Below are 17971 nucleotides of genomic sequence, written 5' to 3' on the forward strand. Positions count from 1 at the left end.
CCACCTTTCCGTTCGCCTTCGTTACTGGGTCGAGAAGTCCTGCCGGAATCCGACGTTCTCGACGTCGCGGAACTTCGGGGTCCCCGGCGGGAGCTGGTTGGGGTCGAGGAAATTCACGTCGAAGGAGTACTGGCGTGTGGGTGCGGTGTACACCACATTGCAGCACTTGAACACCCCGACCGCATACTGCGAGTAATAGAGGCTGACCATCGAGCCTTTGTACCACATGGTGGCGTTGCCCATATCTTCCAGGTAGCGCAGGAAGTTGTGCACGCCGCCATCGGTGCCGAAGTCCTCGGCCGCTCCCCAGCCCGGCTGAGCAAACAGCTTGTTCTTACCGGTAGCGATAGCCAGCCGGTAGTACGTGGTCACACCGGCACGGGCCAGCGGCGGCGTGCCAGCATTGGAGTTCTCGTAATTGGGGTACTTGAGGCTGTCCAGGTTCCACCAGTTGTTGGTGAGCAAGATGACGGCGTCGGCGATCACGGCGGCGTTGGAACCCTTCGGCCAGGTGTTGTCCACCGCGTTGTAGTTGCCCTGGACGTAGACCGGGTTCTCGCTAGCCACGGTGAAGCCGGGCAGCGGCAGCTTGTTCAGGCCGCCATTCATCACCATGAGGGCGTGGCGGGCGCCGCTGACGCGGTTCTTGCGGCCCGTCTTCAAGCAAATGGCGAGCTGGAGGGTGGGGTTGCCGTTGGCAGCACCAAAGCCAGTCCCAAGGTTGGCCGCGCCCCAGACATCAAGTTTGCCATTGCTGTCCCGGTCCTCTTCGGGATCCAACTTGCCATCCGGGGTGCCCGCCGCAATGGCGGCATTGATGTTGTCTTCGTATCCGTACTCGCCGTTAGTCTGGTTCCCGGCGTTCGGGTTGGGAAGCATGCCGCGGCGATCGGAGAAATAGAGGATGTAGCCGTTCTGGGTGGCGGACTCGACCTGGGTGCCGATGCCCGTACCGGTCTGGCCAAGCAACCAGCGGCGCAGGTTGTCCACGTTGAGCTCAATGATGTTCATCACACCGCCGATCCGGCAGGCGGTCACGGCGCTGTTGGAGACAGGATCGCGGTTCTCGCCTTCACGCGCGTCGTAAAGATTGATGGGATACCAATTGTTCTTAGTGGCAGCTGCGCCGGTGAAGACGGTGGGCTCAGCGCCGTTGATCGTGCCGCTGCCGTCCGTGTCCCGCGGCATTTGGAACACGAGGATGGCGTTGGGATTGATGGCGTTGGCGTAAGCCGCGCCTTGCGCCAGCAGTCCCCGGCCGATGCCGAGTTGCAACCACTCTTGGGTCGCGGCCTGAAAAGTCCCGTCGGCTTTGCGGAACTCGACCCTTATGAAGCCGTCGATCAGCGGAGTACCATTTGCCAGCTTCCAATCGGGGTCTATCGCCGGGTTTTCTTCTGCGAACCAGGTCACGCCGGCGGGAACCGGCACTCCGGCGGCGTAGGGAGCCACGTTCGCCAGGCGGACGTTCTGCGCATCTCCGGCGCCGCCGGGAAGATCGGCAACGGCATCCGTGAGCAGCACTCGGATCTGGGCCTGTGTGTAAAGACGAGAGGCGGCGAGCAAGGGATCCACATCGCCCGCTGCGGGAGGCTTGCGGATGATCTGGATGGGATCAACGCCGGCCCCCGTGAAGGGCAAGGTCAGCGGCTTGGCGCCTGTAAGGCCGTTCACGATCAGGCTGTTGTAGGTGCTGGTTGAGATCTTCGTCCAGTTCCCGTTCGCCGCGCTGCCGACCCCACCCGTGAGGCTGCCTTCGGTCACCAGCAAGTTGCGGCAAGCCGGTCCCGGAGGGTTGGCGCCATTGTCGCAGCCGCCCGGCGCCTTGGGAATATAGATCGGTTTATCGCGGCCGGTGGCAACAACGCCGACGCCGTTGGAAAGAGTCTGGCGAATGATGTCTTTAACAGCCGAGATCTTGGAATGGAAGATCAGGCCGTTGGCGTTCGACTCGGCCAGGAACAGATTGCCATTGGTGTGCACGCGGCCCGCAAAATCGAACATCGGGCCCGGGAAATAACTCAGATCGCTGTCGGAGAAAACCCCAAACTGGAACACGGGGATGAGGGCGACTTCGACGTTGCGGGTCATCTTGACCTCAGCGCCGCCGATACGCTGGGCGCCAACGGTCAGGGTCATCGAGACGATCTCGGCTACCAGTCCGGCATCGGGCCCGGAACTGATATTGTGGACCGAGGTAACGGGAGTGACCCCATCCGCCTGGACGGGGACGACGTACAGATAGGTGGTGAAACCTACGTCCGGTCCCAAGTTCGGTTTGGCGTTGCTCAGATTCTGGATGTCCGCGGCGGTGGGGGCGGCCTTGACCTGGTACAACTGGCCGAGGTCGGACATCATCTTCTCCATCCCGGCCTCGGCGTTGTAGTAGGCCAGGGTGTTGGACTGATCGTTGCTGCTGATCTTGGTTTCACTGTTGACGGTGTAGATCAATCCCACCGCCAAGGCCGACAACAGGAACAGCAGGAGCAAGGCGGCGATAAGGACGAAGCCCTGCTGATTGGATCTCGCTGACCGTTTCATGGTTTGCATTCTCCTCACTTGTTCCCCACCACAAGCGTTACTGGTAGCGGTCGCGGAAACTCAGATTCCTCGGACTGACCGCAGTCCCGAGGATGACTCGTTCAAAGCCGCGCCGCAGCAGTCCCTGCCGGGCGGAGCGGGCGGAAACCCAGACGTTGATCTTGCGAATCTGATTGGGGGTGAAGCCGCTCCCAATCGGGTCGGGCAGATTGTTGGTCGCCACCCCCGCGTTGTCATCGAAGACGTCGAAGGTGAGCTGCACGTTCTCAATGTTCTCCGCCACCGGATTGGGGACGTGGGCGCCGTCCTGGCGCATCAGCCGGGGGGCGTTGGGATTGGTGTTATCGATGCTGTAGGTCGCCATCAGGATCCGCGACATAGTGAGCTGCGGATTCTTGCAAACAGCCGGAGGGACCGGATTGGCGAATGGCCCCAGTGAGGCGACGGTGCCGACCGCGGCATTGGACTGGTTGAACAAGAGGGGATCGTTATCCTTGAAAGTGATAGTGCCGGCAGCCGCGTTGAAAGCCGTCACCGTGCCGGCGGCACAGCCGTTGACGTTGCAGAGCTGTAACACGTCACCGACAGAGATGCCCGCGGCGGGGTCGGCCAACGGCGGGTTCATCGTCGCCGGGTTCACGGTCACCACTACGGAGGTGCCGGGGGTAACCTTGACGTCAGTCGCACACGCCTGACCGGTGTTGAAGTTGCTGTCGATATACGCGGTCAACACGGTGTCGCTGTTGACGCCCAGGATGTTTGGCCCGACGCCGGGACCAGGAGTGAGGGCGTATAGCCGATTGTTCGGAAAAGTGGCCCCCGCCAGATAACACCCCGCGCTGGAACAGCCGTACACCTCATTGACCGAGCCCGCCCCGGAGGGAAGCTGGATGCCGCCGGTGGCGAACCCGCCCTGCGCCGCCATGCTGAGATCGTGGGCCATGAGGTTGACCGCCGCGCGGGCGTTCTGCTGCATCTCGGCGCGCTGGACCACCAGGTAACTGGCATCCATGCCCTGTTGGAAGAGAGTGACGGCGGACGCCAGGACGATCAACCCGAGGGCCATGGCGATCAGCACCTCGACCAGGGTGAAACCCGCCGCAGCATGGCGCTGGCCGGGCCGAACAACGCGGATGGGAGCGTGCTTAACGGTATCTTGAGACATAGCTCACGACCACGAATGGTTTCCACTGCACTTTGTTGCTGGTGTAACGGACCGACACGGTCAGCTTGCGCAGGTCGGGGTTGACAGCGCCGCCAGGTAACAGCACCTGCTCGATAAGGATCTGGCGCTGGAAGTTGGAAAAGGGAGTGACGACGTCATCGGGCGTGTTCAGCAGGCCGTCGGGGCCGGGAAAAACCATGGAATCGAGGGCTGGACCATCGTCGGCAGTGCCGAGGAGGCCGTCGTTGCCGGCGACGAGCATGTTCTGCCAACCGTCCAGGAAGATGCCCGTGCCCGATGGATCGGACACGTTGCGGATCTGATCGAAGGTGATCTGTTGCGTGTTGCGCGCCGCGTAGATGCTCTCCAGCGTCTCCTGCGCCTTCTGCTTGGCGATCAGGTCTTCTTGCGCGAACTGCATAGTGGCAACGCCCTGGGCAAACAGCGCCAGCAGGGCGAGGATGCCGATGGCCAGGATCAGCATGGAGACCATGACCTCGATGAGCGTGAACCCACTTTGCGTCTTCCTTGGGTTCATTGCCATGACCACACCCCTGCGTTCTGCACGATTCTCCAGCCCTTGATGCGGCCGGTAGCCCCGAACAAACTCACGGCGCGAGAGGTCTGGATCTGGCCGGGCCGGGCCAGGTAGAGCACGCCATTGTTGATCGCGCCGTTCACGTCGCGTGCAGAGCCATCCGGCATAAAGAAGATCTGAATGCCATTGTTGAAACTGATAGCCGGGGCACCGGCACCGAAGCCGTCCGGAACTTGGTTGGCTTGCGTCGGGATCCCGGGCACGGCGAGGAACTGTACATCCCAGGGCAGGGTGACTGTCCGAATCAAGGTCAATTGCCCGTTCTGCTCCAGGCGCTGCGTCAGGATGGTTTGCGGCGCGATGAAAGTGATCCTGTACTGGCGACGCAGATCGACCGCCGATTGGCGGGCCTGACGGACTTCCATGATGGCGGTCTGGTACGCCGTGTCCACGCGCGAATTCGCCACTGCCGGCCAGATGTTCATCATGGCCACGGCGGAGACGATCGCGATGATGGCGATGACGAGCAGCAGCTCGATCAGCGTGAAGCCCCGGGTCCGGCGGTGCTCTGTCAGAAGCCTCTTTGCAAGCATTGCATTAACCTCGCTCGAGCTTTACCCCACAAGCTGGGATTCGACTCTGACGCTTGGTATCACGAGAGCAACTCGCATTCCAAGTCATTTCTCGCCCTAAGCTATTGAATTTTAAGCTCCGCGTACTCAGTGTCCCAACTTGGCGAGAGAACATAGCGTAACTTTTTGTTACATTTTTGGAAACTAGTCGGGAGTCAATGGGTCCGCTGCTACTGCCGAGCGGCCCAGAAGAAGCTGAGCAGCCCCAGGCCGACCACCGCCACCACCAGTACGGAGAGGAACAGGGGATTCGGGGATTTACGGAAGAACAATACGACAACGATAAAGGCCACGAGGGCGAATACGATGCTTACAATCTCGTGGACCGTGAGCCACTGGCGAAGGGGACGAATGACTTGCGAGCCCAGTGGATCGCGGTCGGAAGTCTGATTCACTTTGCCTCCCACAGCTTCAGTGAAAAGACGATCACGATCCCAAATGCCGAGATGAACAGCGCCAGGTACGGCTCGTACGGCACTTCAGCCGCTCCGGAGATGGCGGCGAGCGCGAGCAGCGCCGCTGCAAGAAGCGAGAAAATCCCTCGATACACCCGCAGGCGTTGGAGGCGTTCGGCGGCATGCTCGCGGCGGGCCGCTGCCATGGCCTGGCGCCGGCCGGGGGGAACCTTGCTGGCCGGCATCCGTCTTGCAGCTTCAGAGATTTTGGCCATGACTCGGCTGGACTTTACTATATTGCTTCCGTAGTTACAACGGGCAGTTCCTCACAAGTAAGGCAGTCCCCGGGGTTCGTAACGCATCGCGGCAAGGGTCGGCACAGGCGTTGCTAGGCGGCCATACGACCAAGTTAAAATGTCTGGCCGCCAACTGCATTCCGCAAGGGGGAACCGTGTCACTCGAATGTCTGCTGGTCCTCGGTGGTCCGATGCCCACAGCGGAACTGGCCAGAATCTTTGGGGACGTCGGATTCGAAGTGACCGCGTGCGACAGCGTAGCGCCGGCAGTTCGCAAGCTGCGAGAAGCCGACCTCAACGTCGTGTGCATCGATTGCGATCTCGAGGGCGGAGTGCAATTTCTCACCGAGCTTGGGCGGCATTCGTCGAACCGGAAACTGGTCGCGATCGCGGTCTGCGGGCAGGCGTTTTCCATTGAAGAGGCGCTGGACAAGGGCGCAAATCTCGTCCTGCAGAAGCCGGTGTCCCTGGAAACGGCGCGGCGCATCGTCCATGCGGCGCGATCACTCGCGGCCGGAGAGCAGAGGTTTCAATTTCGGCTGCCGGTGGAGATCCCTTTCACAGCCAAGCTCGAAGGCGACATGTCGGCAATCGAAGCAAACATTTTCAATCTGGCGGAGAGCGGCATGGGCATCACCTGTCCGCGGCGGCTGCCGGTGGAACGCAAGATGAGCGGATCGTTCGTCCTGCCGGAGACGGACAGCAGGATCCAGGTAAGCGGCGTGGTGGAATGGTCGGACGTGGACGGCCGCGCCGGAGTCCGCTTCGTCGGCATACCGTATGCCGCACAGAACACCATGGTGACCTGGCTGCGCCGCCAGTTCGCGCTGCTTCCCTACCGATCCAGGCGGCACCGAGCGGCCAGAACTGACGGATGACGACTGCTCTCCGGCGGCAGCTTGTTGCACAGATTTCGGCCTACATCGGTGTGGAACGTGGGGTCACGCTCGATCAGATCGCTGGCGTTCGCTTCCACGGTGACACGGGACGAAGCCGTGCCGATGCTGAGAGCCACCCGAGCCTTACAATGTAAAATGTCAAGCTGCCGCATCTTATGACCATGAGCTCGGGCGAAAAACCCTCGCGCAGGCCCTGGCCGGGCGGCCCCGAAGCCCCGCAACTTTCTGAAGATAAGCGGGTTTCAAGAGGTGTGAGCAGCGTGGCCCTGAACCAGCCGGTAGCAGGTATTGCGCCGCGACCCAAGGACGCCGCGCCGCACTCTGCCGTCGCCCTGGATCAGCTCAGCGATGCCGAAGTGATGTTGCGGGTCCGCGCCGGGGATGACTCGGCCTTCGATTACCTGGTGGCAAAGTTTCGGCGGCCGATGGTGCACTTCATGTTCCGCATGGCGCGGAACCAAGCCACCGCGGAAGAGCTGGCGCAGGAGGTTTTCCTGCGCGTGTACCGCTCCCGCAGCTCGTACTCGGCGGAGGCCAAATTCACCACCTGGCTGTACCGCATCGCCACCAACCTGGCGATGAATCACGCCCGGGACACGAAGCAGGAGCGATATGCAGCCAGCCTGGACGAGGCGGACGAGGAGACGGGGCTCCGCATCGACGTGGCCGACACCCGGGCCACGGCGGAGCAGGAGATGCTGCGACGGGAGCGGCTGGCGGCCATCCGGCGGCACGTCGAGGACTTGCCCGAGCGGCAGCGGCTGGCGGTGATCATGCATAAGTACCAGGGCATGGACTACCGGCAGATCGGCGAGGTGCTCAAGCTGAGCGAGTCGGCGACGAAATCGCTCCTCTTCCGCGCGTACGAGACGCTGCGGGAGAAGTTAAAGGGATTTATGTAAGCAGGGAGTTGGTTATGGATTGCAAAGAGGCACACGGATATTTGCTCGAACAGGCCGAGGGCAAAGGCACCCCCGCCAACGAGCACGTACGCTCGTGCGCGAGCTGCGCCAAGGAAGTGGAATCGCTGCGGGCGACCCTGTCGCTGCTGGAGGAGTGGAAAGCGCCGGAGCTGTCTCCGTATTTCGATCAGCGGCTGCAGGTCCGGCTGCGGGAGGAGCGGGAAAAGGCGCCCGCGGGTGTGTTCGCCTGGCTGCGCAAACCAGCTCTGGCAGCGGCGTTTGCCCTGCTGATGGCGGCGGGTATCGCGCTGTTCCGGGCCACGCCGAACGGCAACTCCGGCACACCGCAGATCACGGCCCGCGCGACCTCCGCCGTGGCGGACCTGCAATCGCTCGACAAGAACGAGGACCTGTACGCGAATTTCGACCTGCTCGACGATCTGCCGAACCACGATGCGGGACAGGTGGAACAACAGTAGGGAGTGGATTTGAAGGGGATCAAGACAATCGGGGTGCTGGCAATCGCCGCCGCGAGCATCGCATTCGGACCGGCAGCGGCCGGGCAGGCAGGTGGCTGGCCGGAAGCGCCGCCGCAAGGTCCGCCGCCGGCCCGAGGCCGTGGCCCTGGTGGCCGCGGGCCGGGCATGGGACGCGGCCCCCACGAGAACCCTCCACACATCGGCCAATGGCTGAAGAAGATCCAGAACCTGTCGCCCGAGGAGCAGGAGAAGGCGCTGGCCAACGATCCTGAGTTTCAAAAGCTTCCCCCGGAACAACAGAACCAGCTGCGGGAGCGTCTGCGCCACTTCAACTCCCTGCCGCCGGAGAAGCGGCAGCGCATCCTGGAGCGCATGGACGCGTTCGAACACCTCACCCCCGAGCAGCAGCAGCAGGCGCGGCAGATCTTCGGCCAGGTGCGCCAGCTGCCCGATGACCGCCGGCACGAGTTCCGCAAAGGGATGCGCAAGCTGGCGGGGATGAATCCCGATCAGCGGCTGGCGGCCATCGACTCACCCGAGTTCCGCGGCGCCTACAGCGACGACGAGCGTAACCTCATGCGCCAAGTCGTGAAGCTCAACATCCTGCCCCAGCATCCCGCCCCAGACGGGCCTGAACCCGGGCACGACCGCCGGTAACTTCGAAGCCTGCCGAGAGAGACCATTTAGGCACGGCGACACAGAACTGGTCCTTCCTGTTCCGCTTTCCGTACCTCGGTGTCTCCCTGGTTTGGCCCTTTCATCCCCGCAGGATGTTCTTGGCGATGAAGAGTACGTTGGCGGGGCGCTCCGCCAGGCGGCGCATCAGATAGGGATACCATTCGGTGCCGAAGGGGATGTACACGCGCATGCGCCAGCCGTCCTTCACCAGCCCTTGCTGGAGGTCGCGGCGAATGCCGTGCAGCATCTGGAACTCGAAAGAAGCGGGCGGGATGCTCTCGGAGCGCGCGAAGGCAATGGTCTGACGGATGATGTTCTCGTCGTGGGTCGCGATGCCATGGTAGGTGCCGCTCTGGAGAAGGATCTTCATCAGGCGGACGTAGCTGGCATCGACTTCGGATTTCTTCTGGAAGGCGACCTCGGGCGGCTCCTTGTAAGCGCCCTTGCAGAGGCGGATACGGATGCGCTCGGCGAGAAGCGTCTTGACATCGGATTGGCTGCGCCGCATGTAAGACTGGATGACGGCGCCGACGGCGTCGTCGTTCGCGGGATCGCGGTGCAGGCGGTGGACGAAATCGAGAGTACGCTGGGTGTAGGGCGAGCCCTCCATGTCCACACGCACAAAGCTGCCCAGCGTCGCCGCGTGCTGCACGAGCGAGGTGACATTGTCGTAGGCGAGCTTCTCGTCCATATCCAGACCCATGTGGGTGAGCTTGACGCTGACGTTGGCGTTCAGCTTGCGCTCGGAGATCAGGTCGAGCAGCTGGTGGTAGAGCGCTGCACTCTGCTTTGCTTCCTCGCTACTGGTGACGTTCTCGCCCAGATTGTCGATGCTGACGCTGGCCCCCAAGTCATTGACCGCCTTGGTGGCGCGCAGAGCATCGTCGACCTGCGTACCGGCGACGAAACGCTGCGACATACGTTGGCCGGCGGAAGAACGCTCGGCGAATCCGCGCAGGGAGCGGCTCTCGGACAACCAAATAAATAATGCCCTCAGCATGGGGCTCCAATGGTGGACCGGCGGGGCGGGCCCGGGGATGAATCGGCGGCGCTGGCGCGTACAGTCATCGAAGAACGCACGACAGCAAACCGTCTTTTTTATCACACGCGGGTGCTGGGGTCAGCTATGACAGGGGTCACCGAGGCCGGGTTGCGGGTCACAGGAGAAAGCGCTCAGCATTCAGCTCTCAGCGCTCAGCCAGTCAACGGCCTTCTTCTTCCAGGAACTTCTCCACTTCCATGGCGGCCATGCAGCCGGTGCCGGAGGCGGTGATGGCCTGGCGGTAGCGGCGGTCCTGCACGTCTCCGGAAGCGAAGACGCCGGGCACGCGCGTGAAGACGTAGTTCGTGGTTCTTAAGTAGCCGTCGGCGTCGGTCTCGAGCTGTCCCTGGAACATGCTGGCGTTGGGGACGTGGCCGATGCCGAGGAACAAGGCGCTGGTGGGGAAATCCCACTCCGCGCCGGTCTTGACGTTGCGCAACCTCAGCCCGGTAACCTCTTTCTTCGAGACGTCGTGCACATCGCTCACGACCGTGTCGGTGAGCATCTTAATCTTGGGATGGGCCCTGGCGCGCTCGAGCATGATCTTGGAGGCGCGAAACTGGTCGCGGCGGTGGATAAGCGTGACCTTGGTGGCGAAGCGGGTGAGGAAAAGCGATTCCTCCATGGCCGAGTCGCCGCCGCCGATGACGGCGATCTCCTTGCCGCTGAAAAAGAATCCGTCGCAGGTGGCGCAGGAGGAAACGCCGTGGCCGATCAATGCCTGCTCGTTGGGCAATCCCAGCCAGCGCGCCGAAGCGCCGCTGGCGATGATGAGCGTGCGGGTCTGGACGGACTCGTGGCCGAGCACCAGGGTGAACGGGCGCTGGCTCAGATCCGCCTTCTGCACGTGGCCGGTGCGGACCTCGGCGCCGAAACGCTCGGCCTGCTTCTTCATGTTCTCGATCAGCTCGGGGCCCTGGATGCCTTCGGGGAATCCGGGGAAATTCTCCACCAGGGTGGTGAGGGAAAGCTGTCCGCCGGGCTCGTGTCCCTGCAAGACCAGCGGCTTGAGGTTGGCGCGGGCAGCGTAGATGGCGGCGGTCAGGCCGGAGCAGCCCGAGCCCATGATGACAGTATTGCGGATCTCTGACATGGTCGTTAGATACGAGTCCGAAGATTTGGATTCAACCGCGAAGTCTTACCGGTTCGTCTTCTGCGCTGTGCCCGGAGACTTCTTTGCACCTGCGCCGGCACGCGCCAATTCGCCAGGAACGGTGGTGCGCACGGCAAGCAGCTTCCTGTAGCCGGCCAGCACCTTCGAAGCGTTGGCGAAGAGCGACTCGTACGCCCCCTGATCGGCCTGCTCGCATCGGGACAGCCCGAGAGAATTCTTCCCGAAGCGCTCGATCTTCACCCGGGTAGCGGGTGTGTCATTGGCCAGGGCCGCTGCCGGAGTGGCCACAGCCGACATGCGGTCTTCGATGGTCACATCGAGGACGTCTTTAAGGTCGCGCATGCGAAACACCAGCGTCTCGATCAGCGCATTCTCGTCCATGCTCATCGAGTACTGGACGTTGCTGAAGGGTGAGTCAGCGACGAACTCCCGCCGGATGCGGGCCCAGGTGGAGACGGGCGCGTCGGGGAAGGTGCTGCGGCCGCGCGATACCTCGAAATCGGCAGCGAAACGCGGCTTGAGCGGGATCCGCTCCAACGCTGCGGCAATGCCCTGCTTCGCCTCGTCCGACGGCGCGCACACGTTCATGACATTGATCTTCACCTGCATGCCGTCTTTCTTGATCTCGGGCGGGGGAGCCTGCTGCGCGCCGGCGACGCTGGCCAGCAGCAAGAACAGGAAGGAATACAGGATCGTCCGGAGCACGGCGGCATTCTACCAGCAGTCGTCGGTGGTTGGCCGACGGTGGCCGGAGAAGCTGTGGCGGAGAGCATCGCGGACTCGTACAATCGCCCGCCTATGGCAAATCTCGTCCTCATCTACGGCATGCGTCTGCTGCCGGCCGACGAACTGGCGGAAGTCGGCGATGCCGTCCTGAAGCTGAACAATGGGCGCGAGACGCGGGTCACCATGCATATTCTGGAAGGAAGCAAGGACGACATCGAGAAGCAATTGAAGCAGAGCGTCGCGGCTTTCTTCGACCTCTTCTATGGAGAAGGCTAGGCGGTCCGTCCTGCTTCTCATCGCAGGAGAAGCTGGCCAAGACGATGGCGCCTACCTGGCCGGACCGCGGCCCGGGCTGCCGCCGTTCCTGCCGACACGCACCTTCCTCGCCGCTGTGGCGGCCGGCGAGCTTGCTAGCCGGTCCTCTTCTTTTTCTGCTGGACTGCCCTCAAGTGCGCGGTGATCGTGCCCAAGAATTCCTGGATATCGATGGGCTTGAACAGGACGGCGACACCGCTCTGTCGGGCACGGTCGCTCACATCCTTGCTGGCATAGCCGGTCAGCAGCACGGAGGGCATCGCAGGCCGCAGCTGGCGCGCGGATGCAATGACTTCGAACCCCGTATCCCGCTCCTCCAGCGAGAGGTCGCACAGGAGGAGGTCGATGTTCTGCCGCTCGAGGACGCGCTTGGCCTCGACCGAAGACGCCGCCGTGACCACGTCGTACCCGTGCTGCTCGAGGATCATGCGGTAGGTGAGGAGCACAGCGGGCTCGTCCTCCACCACCAGGATCGTCTGCCGCTGTGGCCGGGCTTTCATAGCTATCGCACCACCGGAAGATCGATCTTGACCACCGTTCCCTTGCCAACCTTGCTCCGGAGCGAGATCTGACCGCCGTGGCTCTCGATGATGCCCTTGACGATCCACAGGCCGAGGCCCGTGCCCTTGGCGCCCTTGGTGCTGACGAATGGCTCAAAGATGCGGTCCTGGAGCGCCTTCGGGATCCCCGAGCCGGTATCGCCGATGACGATCCGGATGAAGCCCTGGAGCGGGTCGGCGTCGGTCATGGAACGGGTGCGGATATACAGCGTGCCGCCTTTTTCCATGCTGTCCTTCGCGTTGACGACGAGGTTGGACAGCACCTGCCGGAGCTGATCGGCGGAGCCGACGGCGGCGGGCAGCGTGCCCAGATCCGCCTTGACCCGGATCGAATCCTGCTGGAGAGGACGGCTGAAAAGCAGCAGCGTGTCCTCGATCACGCTGTTGACGTCGACGTGGCCGACCTGTTCGGTGCTGCGGTACAAGCCGAGCATCTGGCGAACGATCCGTCCCACGCGCTCGGTCTCTGACTTCAGAATGTTGTAGACCGGGACGGCTTCGGGCGCGACCTTTCCCGAGAGCAGGTAGATGGCGTTTTTGATCGCCTCCATAGGATTATTGATCTCGTGGGCGATGGTGCCGGCCAGACGACCGGTGGCGGCGAACCTCTCGATCTCCAGCATGCGGCGCTCGACCTTTTCCTCGGCAGCGCGCAACCTCTCGGATTGCGCGCGCACCTCTTCGCCGGCGCGGCGCAAATCGGTCATTGAGCTCATCGCCGTCTGCATGCGCACGATGGTGTTCTGCAGATCGATTATGCGGTGGTAGTCATGCTCGACCTTGGAGAGCCGGGAGAGAGAGCGGTTGGCCATGTCCACCAGGGCGCACAGGCCGGTGAGGTCGCATTCTTCTGCGCCCTTTTCCAGTTCGACAACGACCAAGGCTGCGTAGGCGCGCAGGCCGCAGATCGAGCACACCTGCTCCGGTAGGCGAAGCTTGCGCCGCCCGTGCTGGTTGTCCACGGCCAGGCATCCGCCGGCATGCCGGCGCTCGGCCTCCCAGCACTTGGTCCGGGCGCGAAAGATGATGGGGTGGCAATACAGGGACCGCCGGCTGGGCCCGGTGGGAAGCACCGCCGGCTGCCCGCCGTGCAGCACGCCGATCAGAGGCTTACCCCTTGCCTTCAGGGACGTGCAGAATCGCTGGAGGACGGTTTTGCGAAAGTTGATGGATGCGGTGGGAGCAACCTCGCCGGTCTCAAAGTCCACGCCGGCGACCAGGGCGCGGGAGAAGCCCAGCGCGACGATCTCCTCCAGCAGAAGGGGAAAAATCCTGTGGCTGCGCTCGGCTTCGAGCAGACGTGCGGCGGCTGGCAGACGGGGACTGCTTTGCCGCCACTCCTTGACGCTCGGAATCCTTTCCAGCGCTCCCACGCGGATCTTGGGTGAGGCCATGGGGCCGACTCCTTATTCCAGGGGCTCGTGGAGGAACTCGGTCGGAGGCCAGGGACCGCTGACCGCCACGCGAACCCTGCCCTCCGTCTTCAAGCCCTCGCTCTTGTGCCGGAAGGAGGCGACCTCGTCGCGGGGGACCAGAGCATAGCATCGCAAGCCGTTGGGGAATTCTCGCGTGTGCCACCCGCGGATGGCATCGGCCAGGAAATCGCGGGCGCTCTCCGCCACCTGTTCGAGAATCTCGCGCGCGTGCTCGCGGGTCTTCAGGTGCTCCTTCCCGGATTCTGCGCTGGAGACGCGCTCTCCTCCGTAACTGAGCCGAACCTCCATCTGCGCGAAATCCCGCAGGCGCTGCAAGGCTTCGAGCAGATCATGGCCCTCGGTCTCCAGAAACACCTCCAGCTCGTCCTCGCCCTCGAGGACGGTGGGGAAGCGAAAGGGAGTGACCGCGGCCTTGGCGAAGATTGCCGTGATGACGCTGTGAAACACCAGCGCGTCCTCTCGGGAAAGATCTGTTGGCGCGTGCGGGAAAACCGAGTAGTAGCACTGCATGCCGGCGATGGCCTGGCGCTCGACGGGACGCCCGCGCACGCCTTGTTTGGGCGGCGGCACGGCGGGCTCGGATTCGGTGAGGCAATACAGGAGAAGAGGCACGCTTACCGCCTCCGCCGCTGCTGGGCCTGGTTCATGTGGACGATCGCGGTCTGGACCGCCAGACACTGAGCGAGCGGTAGTGTACGGTGCGCTGCCCGGGTTTTCAACAACAGCCGCCGCCACACGACCTGCGATACGGGAGGCGCAGCAAGTCAAGCGCTCAAATCCGGCGGTTCTCCGCAGAACCTTCGGGCCGCCGGAAGCGTACTTCTGCACAGGAGATGCGGCAGCGGGGCAGCACCTGTTGCGGCAGCTATAATCGACCTTTCAGGAATCCTTGATGGCTCTCTTCTCCAACAAGTACGGGCGTCGCAGAATCGCCGCCCTGGCGCCGCGGACGGCGCTGGGACGCTTCACCCTGTATCTGCTAGCAGTGGATTTGGTGCTCTACGTGGTGCAGAAGGTAGTGGCGCTGATTTCTCCGGCGGCCGCGGCGCGCACCGGGCTAAGCGGCTGGGTCTCGTTCCTGACATTCGTGCTCTTGATCCTGGGCGGGGTGCTGGGGTTCCGCTGGCTGCGCGACAAGTTGTTGTGGCGGCTGCGGAACCGGTTGATCGTCACCTACGTATTCATCGGTGTCATTCCCGTGTTCCTGATCGCGACCATCGCGGTCGGCGCCGCGTACCTGTTCGCGGGGCAGTTCGCCACTTACCTGGTGACCGCGGACATCCAGTCGGAACTGCGCACGCTGGAGGCGGCGAACGCCATGATCGCGGCGGAGTACGCGCACAGCGTCGCCACCGGAGAGCGGCAGACAGCGTTGCCCGCCTTGCGCGACCCGAAGCTGGAGCATCGCTGGGCCGAGCGCCAGGTGACGGCCTGGCATCGCGGCAACACGAGGCTTCTGCAAGGTCCGGCGGGAGCGAAGCCGCTGGCCCGTCCTCCATGGCTGAAGGACGACTTTCGCGGCGTGACCTTCGACCCGGCGGGGGCGTACCTGCGAGTGTCGAACACCGTCATGGCCGGAGGCGAGCCGCTCACGATCATCTCCAGCGAGCCCCTGGATGCCGCGCGCCTGCAGGAGATAACGGCACATTTCGGAGAGATCACCATCACCGACATCAGCGCCCGCGCCACGCGGGCGTCGACGCCGGCGGAGGGCACCACGGGCCGGCCGCCGGGGAAACCAGGCTCGCGCCTGGTGATCGGCAATGAATCGGTCCCCCTGGAGGAGGCGGAGAAGGGCGTGCGCATGCCCAAGGTGACTGCGGGTAGCCTGCCGCCACCGGAAGCCCGAGTCGACCTTGAATTCACCTTCCTCGCCCTGTTCGACGTCATCGACTGGCGTGACGGGGAAACCGCGAAGGAGGGCCTGATCGTTCATAGCCGCCTCTCGGCTTTGTACGCGCGCCTGTTTCGGACACTGGGACAACTGACGCAGGCCATCCTCTACGTGCTGGCTGGAACCGCTATCTTCTTCGCCATCATCGAACTGCTCGCGCTGTTCATCGGACTGGGGCTGACGCGGACGATCACGCGATCGGTGGCAGAGCTGTACGAGGGCACGCAGCACGTGAACCGCGGCGACTTCAGCTACCGCATCCCGGTGCGCTCGAAAGACCAGCTAGCCGCGCTGGAGACATCGTTCAATTCCATGAACGAATCGCTCGAACGGCTGATCGCCGAGCAGAAGGAGAAGCAGCGACTGGAGAACGAGCTGGCCATCGCGCAGGAGGTGCAGGCACAGCTCTTTCCCAAGCAGAAGACCGAATTGGAATCGCTGGAGGTTTTCGGGGTCTGCCGGCCGGCGAGGACGGTGAGCGGCGACTACTACGACTTCCTGCCGCTGGGCCCGGACCGCCTGGGGATCGCGGTCGGGGACATCTCGGGCAAAGGAATCTCGGCCGCGCTGCTGATGGCCACCGTGCACTCGGCCGTCCGCGCGTATGAGTTCGGCCGCATGCCGGCGATGGCAGGACGCTTGGTGGCCGCCGGAAGCTCCCGGACGCACGTGCTGGAGATGACCTCAGGGCCGCCGCCGGACAGCGAGTTCTCGCCCGCCAACGTGCTGACGGTGCTGAACCGGCAGCTGTTCCACAGCACCCCCACCGAAAAGTACGCGACGCTGTTCATGAGCGTGTACGACGCGCGCACGCGAACGCTCAATTTCTCCAACGCCGGACACCTGCCGCCGATCATCATCGGCAACGACGGCTCGCTGCGCAAACTGGACACGGCCGGGCTCGTTGTGGGGCTGTTCGACCGCCAGGGATACGAGGAGCAGTCGGTGCAGCTCAGAGCGGGCGAGATCTTCCTTGCCTACAGCGACGGGGTGACTGAACCGGAGAACGAATTCGGCGAGTTCGGCGAGGAGCGGCTCATCGAGATCGTGCGCGACCATCGCCATTTGCCGCTGGCACAGATCTCCGAGCTGGTGACCGGCGCGGTGCAGGAGTGGATCGGCGCCCGCGAACAGCCGGACGACATCACCCTAGTGCTGGCGCGGCCGCGCTGACGGCGCCTTCCCCTCATTTCTGGAATTCTCTTTCGCGAATGGACCACGGCCACCGGGAAAGGGCGTGTAGAGCGGATCTCCGAGATTGATGATCTGCCACTTGATCATGGCGGTGTTGCGCAGGAACGCGTCGCCGACGTTCGCGCCCTCGAACAGATTGCGGAAGATCCCCGCGGGGTGCGGCAGCCCGGTCAGGTAGGGCTCGGTGACCGATCCTGAGGTCACGGTGATGCCGCGGTGGATGGCGTTCGCGGACCAACTCTTCCCCGAGCGTGGATTGGTCGCAGACCCGCTATCGAGGTGAAAGCCCACAGCGCCGGGGCGCCAGGTGAATACATCGTTGTAATGCCCCATGGAGTACCAACCGGAATAAAGCGCAGCGTCGTCGCAACGCGCGGGCGCCGGCGGGGTCCCAAACTCGGCCTCGTTCGTGTCCTCGACCACGTGGAAGCCCGCCTGGCGCGCGAACTGCGCGGCGCGAAACAGATCCCAATCACCCGCGCCGTAACCTGAATCTTGTACTAACCTCATGTTCTCGCCGCCGCCGCGCCGGTCGAAGCACGCGGTCCCGGAGAGGCCCTTCTGCTCCGCGTCGATGGCCTTGTCCACCATGCCCTTGGCCAGCTGCGGCGTGTGCGCGTCCAAGCGCCAGACCGAGTAGATCAGCTTCGCCCCAGTCTGCCCGCGGTATTCGGCCAGCGGGACAAAGGGCGGATACAGTTCTCGCTGATTGAACAGCGGGGCGAAATATGGGTTGGGCTCCGGAGATCGGGCGGTCTCGTCCCAAACATCGGCCAGGTACGAGTCGATGGCCATGCCGGCACCTTCCGGTGCGCCGCTCAGTTCGAACGGAGTGTCGTAAGTCAAGACGATGTAAAGGATCTTTTCTTTGCCTACTTTGTTCAGGCACTTTCGGATCGGCTTGGCGAACATATCCGTGAAATCGCCGTAGGCAACGTACTCGACGGGAAATGAAGCTGCGGCCTTGAACTCCACCGGCTTGAGAGCGCACTTGTTGGCCGCGGGGATGCGCCGCGCGAGCATGTAGTACCGGGCGACCGCCAGCGAATCCTTGCTGTAGGCGTTGTAGACCACGAGCACGCGTTCATTCAAAGGGACCGGGTCGGCCATGACCGGAGCCGCCAGCGCGAGCAGAAGGAGGGAGCGCTTCCACATGGAAGGGTAT

19 protein-coding genes are annotated in these 17971 nt (G+C 63.3%); 6 read left to right on the forward strand and 13 right to left on the reverse strand.

The features are described 5' to 3' along the window. Positions 1-21: 21 nt before the first annotated feature. From LAN37_15580 to LAN37_15605, 6 genes are all read right to left on the reverse strand, one after another. Positions 22-2541 (reverse strand): hypothetical protein, encoded by a 2520-nt coding sequence (locus tag LAN37_15580; protein ID MBZ5648630.1) that lies wholly within the window; start codon positions 2539-2541, stop codon positions 22-24. Positions 2542-2578: 37 nt separating this feature from the next. Beyond that, positions 2579-3706: a prepilin-type N-terminal cleavage/methylation domain-containing protein gene (locus LAN37_15585; protein ID MBZ5648631.1), complete on the reverse strand. Its 1128-nt coding sequence runs from the start codon at positions 3704-3706 to the stop codon at positions 2579-2581. Next, complete coding sequence (gene pilV, locus LAN37_15590; protein ID MBZ5648632.1) at positions 3687-4250, reverse strand: type IV pilus modification protein PilV; 564 nt, start codon at positions 4248-4250, stop codon at positions 3687-3689. Before pilV ends, LAN37_15585 begins: the two co-directional genes overlap by 20 nt. After that, a complete protein-coding gene (locus LAN37_15595; protein MBZ5648633.1) occupies positions 4241-4837 on the reverse strand; it encodes a prepilin-type N-terminal cleavage/methylation domain-containing protein in 597 nt (198 codons plus the stop codon). The genes pilV and LAN37_15595 overlap by 10 nt, the downstream gene beginning before the upstream one ends. A 209-nt stretch (positions 4838-5046) precedes the next feature. Continuing rightward, on the reverse strand, positions 5047-5271 hold the full coding sequence (locus LAN37_15600) for a hypothetical protein (GenBank protein MBZ5648634.1): 225 nt from the start codon (positions 5269-5271) through the stop codon (positions 5047-5049). Further along, on the reverse strand, positions 5268-5516 hold the full coding sequence (locus LAN37_15605) for a hypothetical protein (GenBank protein MBZ5648635.1): 249 nt from the start codon (positions 5514-5516) through the stop codon (positions 5268-5270). Before LAN37_15605 ends, LAN37_15600 begins: the two co-directional genes overlap by 4 nt. Before the next feature lie 206 nt (positions 5517-5722). Between LAN37_15605 and LAN37_15610 the strand changes: the two genes are divergently transcribed. The 4 genes from LAN37_15610 to LAN37_15625 all read left to right on the forward strand — a co-directional run bounded on the left by LAN37_15610 (position 5723) and on the right by LAN37_15625 (position 8504). Next, entirely contained in the window at positions 5723-6445 is a 723-nt protein-coding gene (locus LAN37_15610; protein MBZ5648636.1) for a response regulator, read from the forward strand. 176 nt (positions 6446-6621) lie between these two features. Then, on the forward strand, positions 6622-7368 hold the full coding sequence (locus tag LAN37_15615) for a sigma-70 family RNA polymerase sigma factor (GenBank protein MBZ5648637.1): 747 nt from the start codon (positions 6622-6624) through the stop codon (positions 7366-7368). A 14-nt stretch (positions 7369-7382) separates the two neighbouring features. Continuing rightward, positions 7383-7847 (forward strand): hypothetical protein, encoded by a 465-nt coding sequence (locus tag LAN37_15620; protein ID MBZ5648638.1) that lies wholly within the window; start codon positions 7383-7385, stop codon positions 7845-7847. Positions 7848-7856: 9 nt separating this feature from the next. After that, positions 7857-8504 carry a DUF3106 domain-containing protein gene (locus LAN37_15625; protein ID MBZ5648639.1) on the forward strand — a complete coding sequence of 216 codons (648 nt, stop codon included), beginning with the start codon at positions 7857-7859 and terminating at the stop codon, positions 8502-8504. Positions 8505-8604: 100 nt separating this feature from the next. Here LAN37_15625 and LAN37_15630 read toward each other — a convergent pair whose 3' ends face one another. From LAN37_15630 to LAN37_15640, 3 genes are all read right to left on the reverse strand, one after another. Continuing rightward, complete coding sequence (locus LAN37_15630; protein ID MBZ5648640.1) at positions 8605-9525, reverse strand: proline dehydrogenase family protein; 921 nt, start codon at positions 9523-9525, stop codon at positions 8605-8607. A 202-nt stretch (positions 9526-9727) separates the two neighbouring features. Beyond that, positions 9728-10660: a thioredoxin-disulfide reductase gene (gene trxB, locus LAN37_15635; protein MBZ5648641.1), complete on the reverse strand. Its 933-nt coding sequence runs from the start codon at positions 10658-10660 to the stop codon at positions 9728-9730. 45 nt (positions 10661-10705) lie between these two features. Next, positions 10706-11386, reverse strand: coding sequence for a hypothetical protein (locus tag LAN37_15640; GenBank protein ID MBZ5648642.1), 681 nt, complete (start codon positions 11384-11386; stop codon positions 10706-10708). A 93-nt stretch (positions 11387-11479) separates the two neighbouring features. Here LAN37_15640 and LAN37_15645 point away from each other — a divergent pair, with 93 nt between their 5' ends. Beyond that, positions 11480-11683, forward strand: coding sequence for an allantoinase (locus LAN37_15645; GenBank protein ID MBZ5648643.1), 204 nt, complete (start codon positions 11480-11482; stop codon positions 11681-11683). Positions 11684-11817: 134 nt separating this feature from the next. Here the strand turns inward: LAN37_15645 and LAN37_15650 are convergent, their stop codons facing one another. From LAN37_15650 to LAN37_15660, 3 genes are read right to left on the reverse strand one after another with little or no spacing between them, the layout of a single operon-like run. Next, positions 11818-12222, reverse strand: a complete 405-nt coding sequence (locus LAN37_15650) for a response regulator (GenBank protein MBZ5648644.1) — start codon at positions 12220-12222, stop codon at positions 11818-11820. Positions 12223-12224: 2 nt separating this feature from the next. After that, a complete protein-coding gene (locus tag LAN37_15655; protein ID MBZ5648645.1) occupies positions 12225-13676 on the reverse strand; it encodes a hypothetical protein in 1452 nt (483 codons plus the stop codon). Positions 13677-13688: 12 nt separating this feature from the next. Further along, on the reverse strand, positions 13689-14330 hold the full coding sequence (locus LAN37_15660; protein ID MBZ5648646.1) for a GvpL/GvpF family gas vesicle protein: 642 nt from the start codon (positions 14328-14330) through the stop codon (positions 13689-13691). A 280-nt stretch (positions 14331-14610) separates the two neighbouring features. Here LAN37_15660 and LAN37_15665 point away from each other — a divergent pair, with 280 nt between their 5' ends. Further along, on the forward strand, positions 14611-16785 hold the full coding sequence (locus tag LAN37_15665; GenBank protein ID MBZ5648647.1) for a SpoIIE family protein phosphatase: 2175 nt from the start codon (positions 14611-14613) through the stop codon (positions 16783-16785). On the opposite strand, the gene LAN37_15670 is transcribed toward LAN37_15665, so the two are convergent. After that, the gene (locus LAN37_15670; GenBank protein ID MBZ5648648.1) at positions 16762-17961 is read right to left on the reverse strand and encodes a TIGR03790 family protein; all 1200 of its coding nucleotides are present in this window, start codon (positions 17959-17961) and stop codon (positions 16762-16764) included. The two genes, LAN37_15665 and LAN37_15670, sit on opposite strands and share 24 nt — an antisense overlap. Positions 17962-17971: the final 10 nt, after the last annotated feature.

This window comes from Terriglobia bacterium (genome assembly GCA_020073495.1).
Lineage (GTDB): Bacteria > Acidobacteriota > Terriglobia > Terriglobales > Acidobacteriaceae > JAIQFD01.

Bases quoted from the DNA above. Each gene is read 5' to 3' on its own strand.
- LAN37_15580 (MBZ5648630.1), bottom strand. From the start codon at position 2,541: ATGAAACGGTCAGCGAGATCCAATCAGCAGGGCTTCGTCCTTATCGCC.
- LAN37_15585 (MBZ5648631.1), bottom strand. From the start codon at position 3,706: ATGTCTCAAGATACCGTTAAGCACGCTCCCATCCGCGTTGTTCGGCCC.
- pilV (MBZ5648632.1), bottom strand. From the start codon at position 4,250: ATGGCAATGAACCCAAGGAAGACGCAAAGTGGGTTCACGCTCATCGAG.
- LAN37_15595 (MBZ5648633.1), bottom strand. From the start codon at position 4,837: ATGCTTGCAAAGAGGCTTCTGACAGAGCACCGCCGGACCCGGGGCTTC.
- LAN37_15605 (MBZ5648635.1), bottom strand. From the start codon at position 5,516: ATGCCGGCCAGCAAGGTTCCCCCCGGCCGGCGCCAGGCCATGGCAGCG.
- LAN37_15615 (MBZ5648637.1), top strand. From the start codon at position 6,622: ATGACCATGAGCTCGGGCGAAAAACCCTCGCGCAGGCCCTGGCCGGGC.
- LAN37_15620 (MBZ5648638.1), top strand. From the start codon at position 7,383: ATGGATTGCAAAGAGGCACACGGATATTTGCTCGAACAGGCCGAGGGC.
- LAN37_15630 (MBZ5648640.1), bottom strand. From the start codon at position 9,525: ATGCTGAGGGCATTATTTATTTGGTTGTCCGAGAGCCGCTCCCTGCGC.
- trxB (MBZ5648641.1), bottom strand. From the start codon at position 10,660: ATGTCAGAGATCCGCAATACTGTCATCATGGGCTCGGGCTGCTCCGGC.
- LAN37_15645 (MBZ5648643.1), top strand. From the start codon at position 11,480: ATGGCAAATCTCGTCCTCATCTACGGCATGCGTCTGCTGCCGGCCGAC.
- LAN37_15650 (MBZ5648644.1), bottom strand. From the start codon at position 12,222: ATGAAAGCCCGGCCACAGCGGCAGACGATCCTGGTGGTGGAGGACGAG.
- LAN37_15655 (MBZ5648645.1), bottom strand. From the start codon at position 13,676: ATGGCCTCACCCAAGATCCGCGTGGGAGCGCTGGAAAGGATTCCGAGC.
- LAN37_15665 (MBZ5648647.1), top strand. From the start codon at position 14,611: ATGGCTCTCTTCTCCAACAAGTACGGGCGTCGCAGAATCGCCGCCCTG.
- LAN37_15670 (MBZ5648648.1), bottom strand. From the start codon at position 17,961: ATGTGGAAGCGCTCCCTCCTTCTGCTCGCGCTGGCGGCTCCGGTCATG.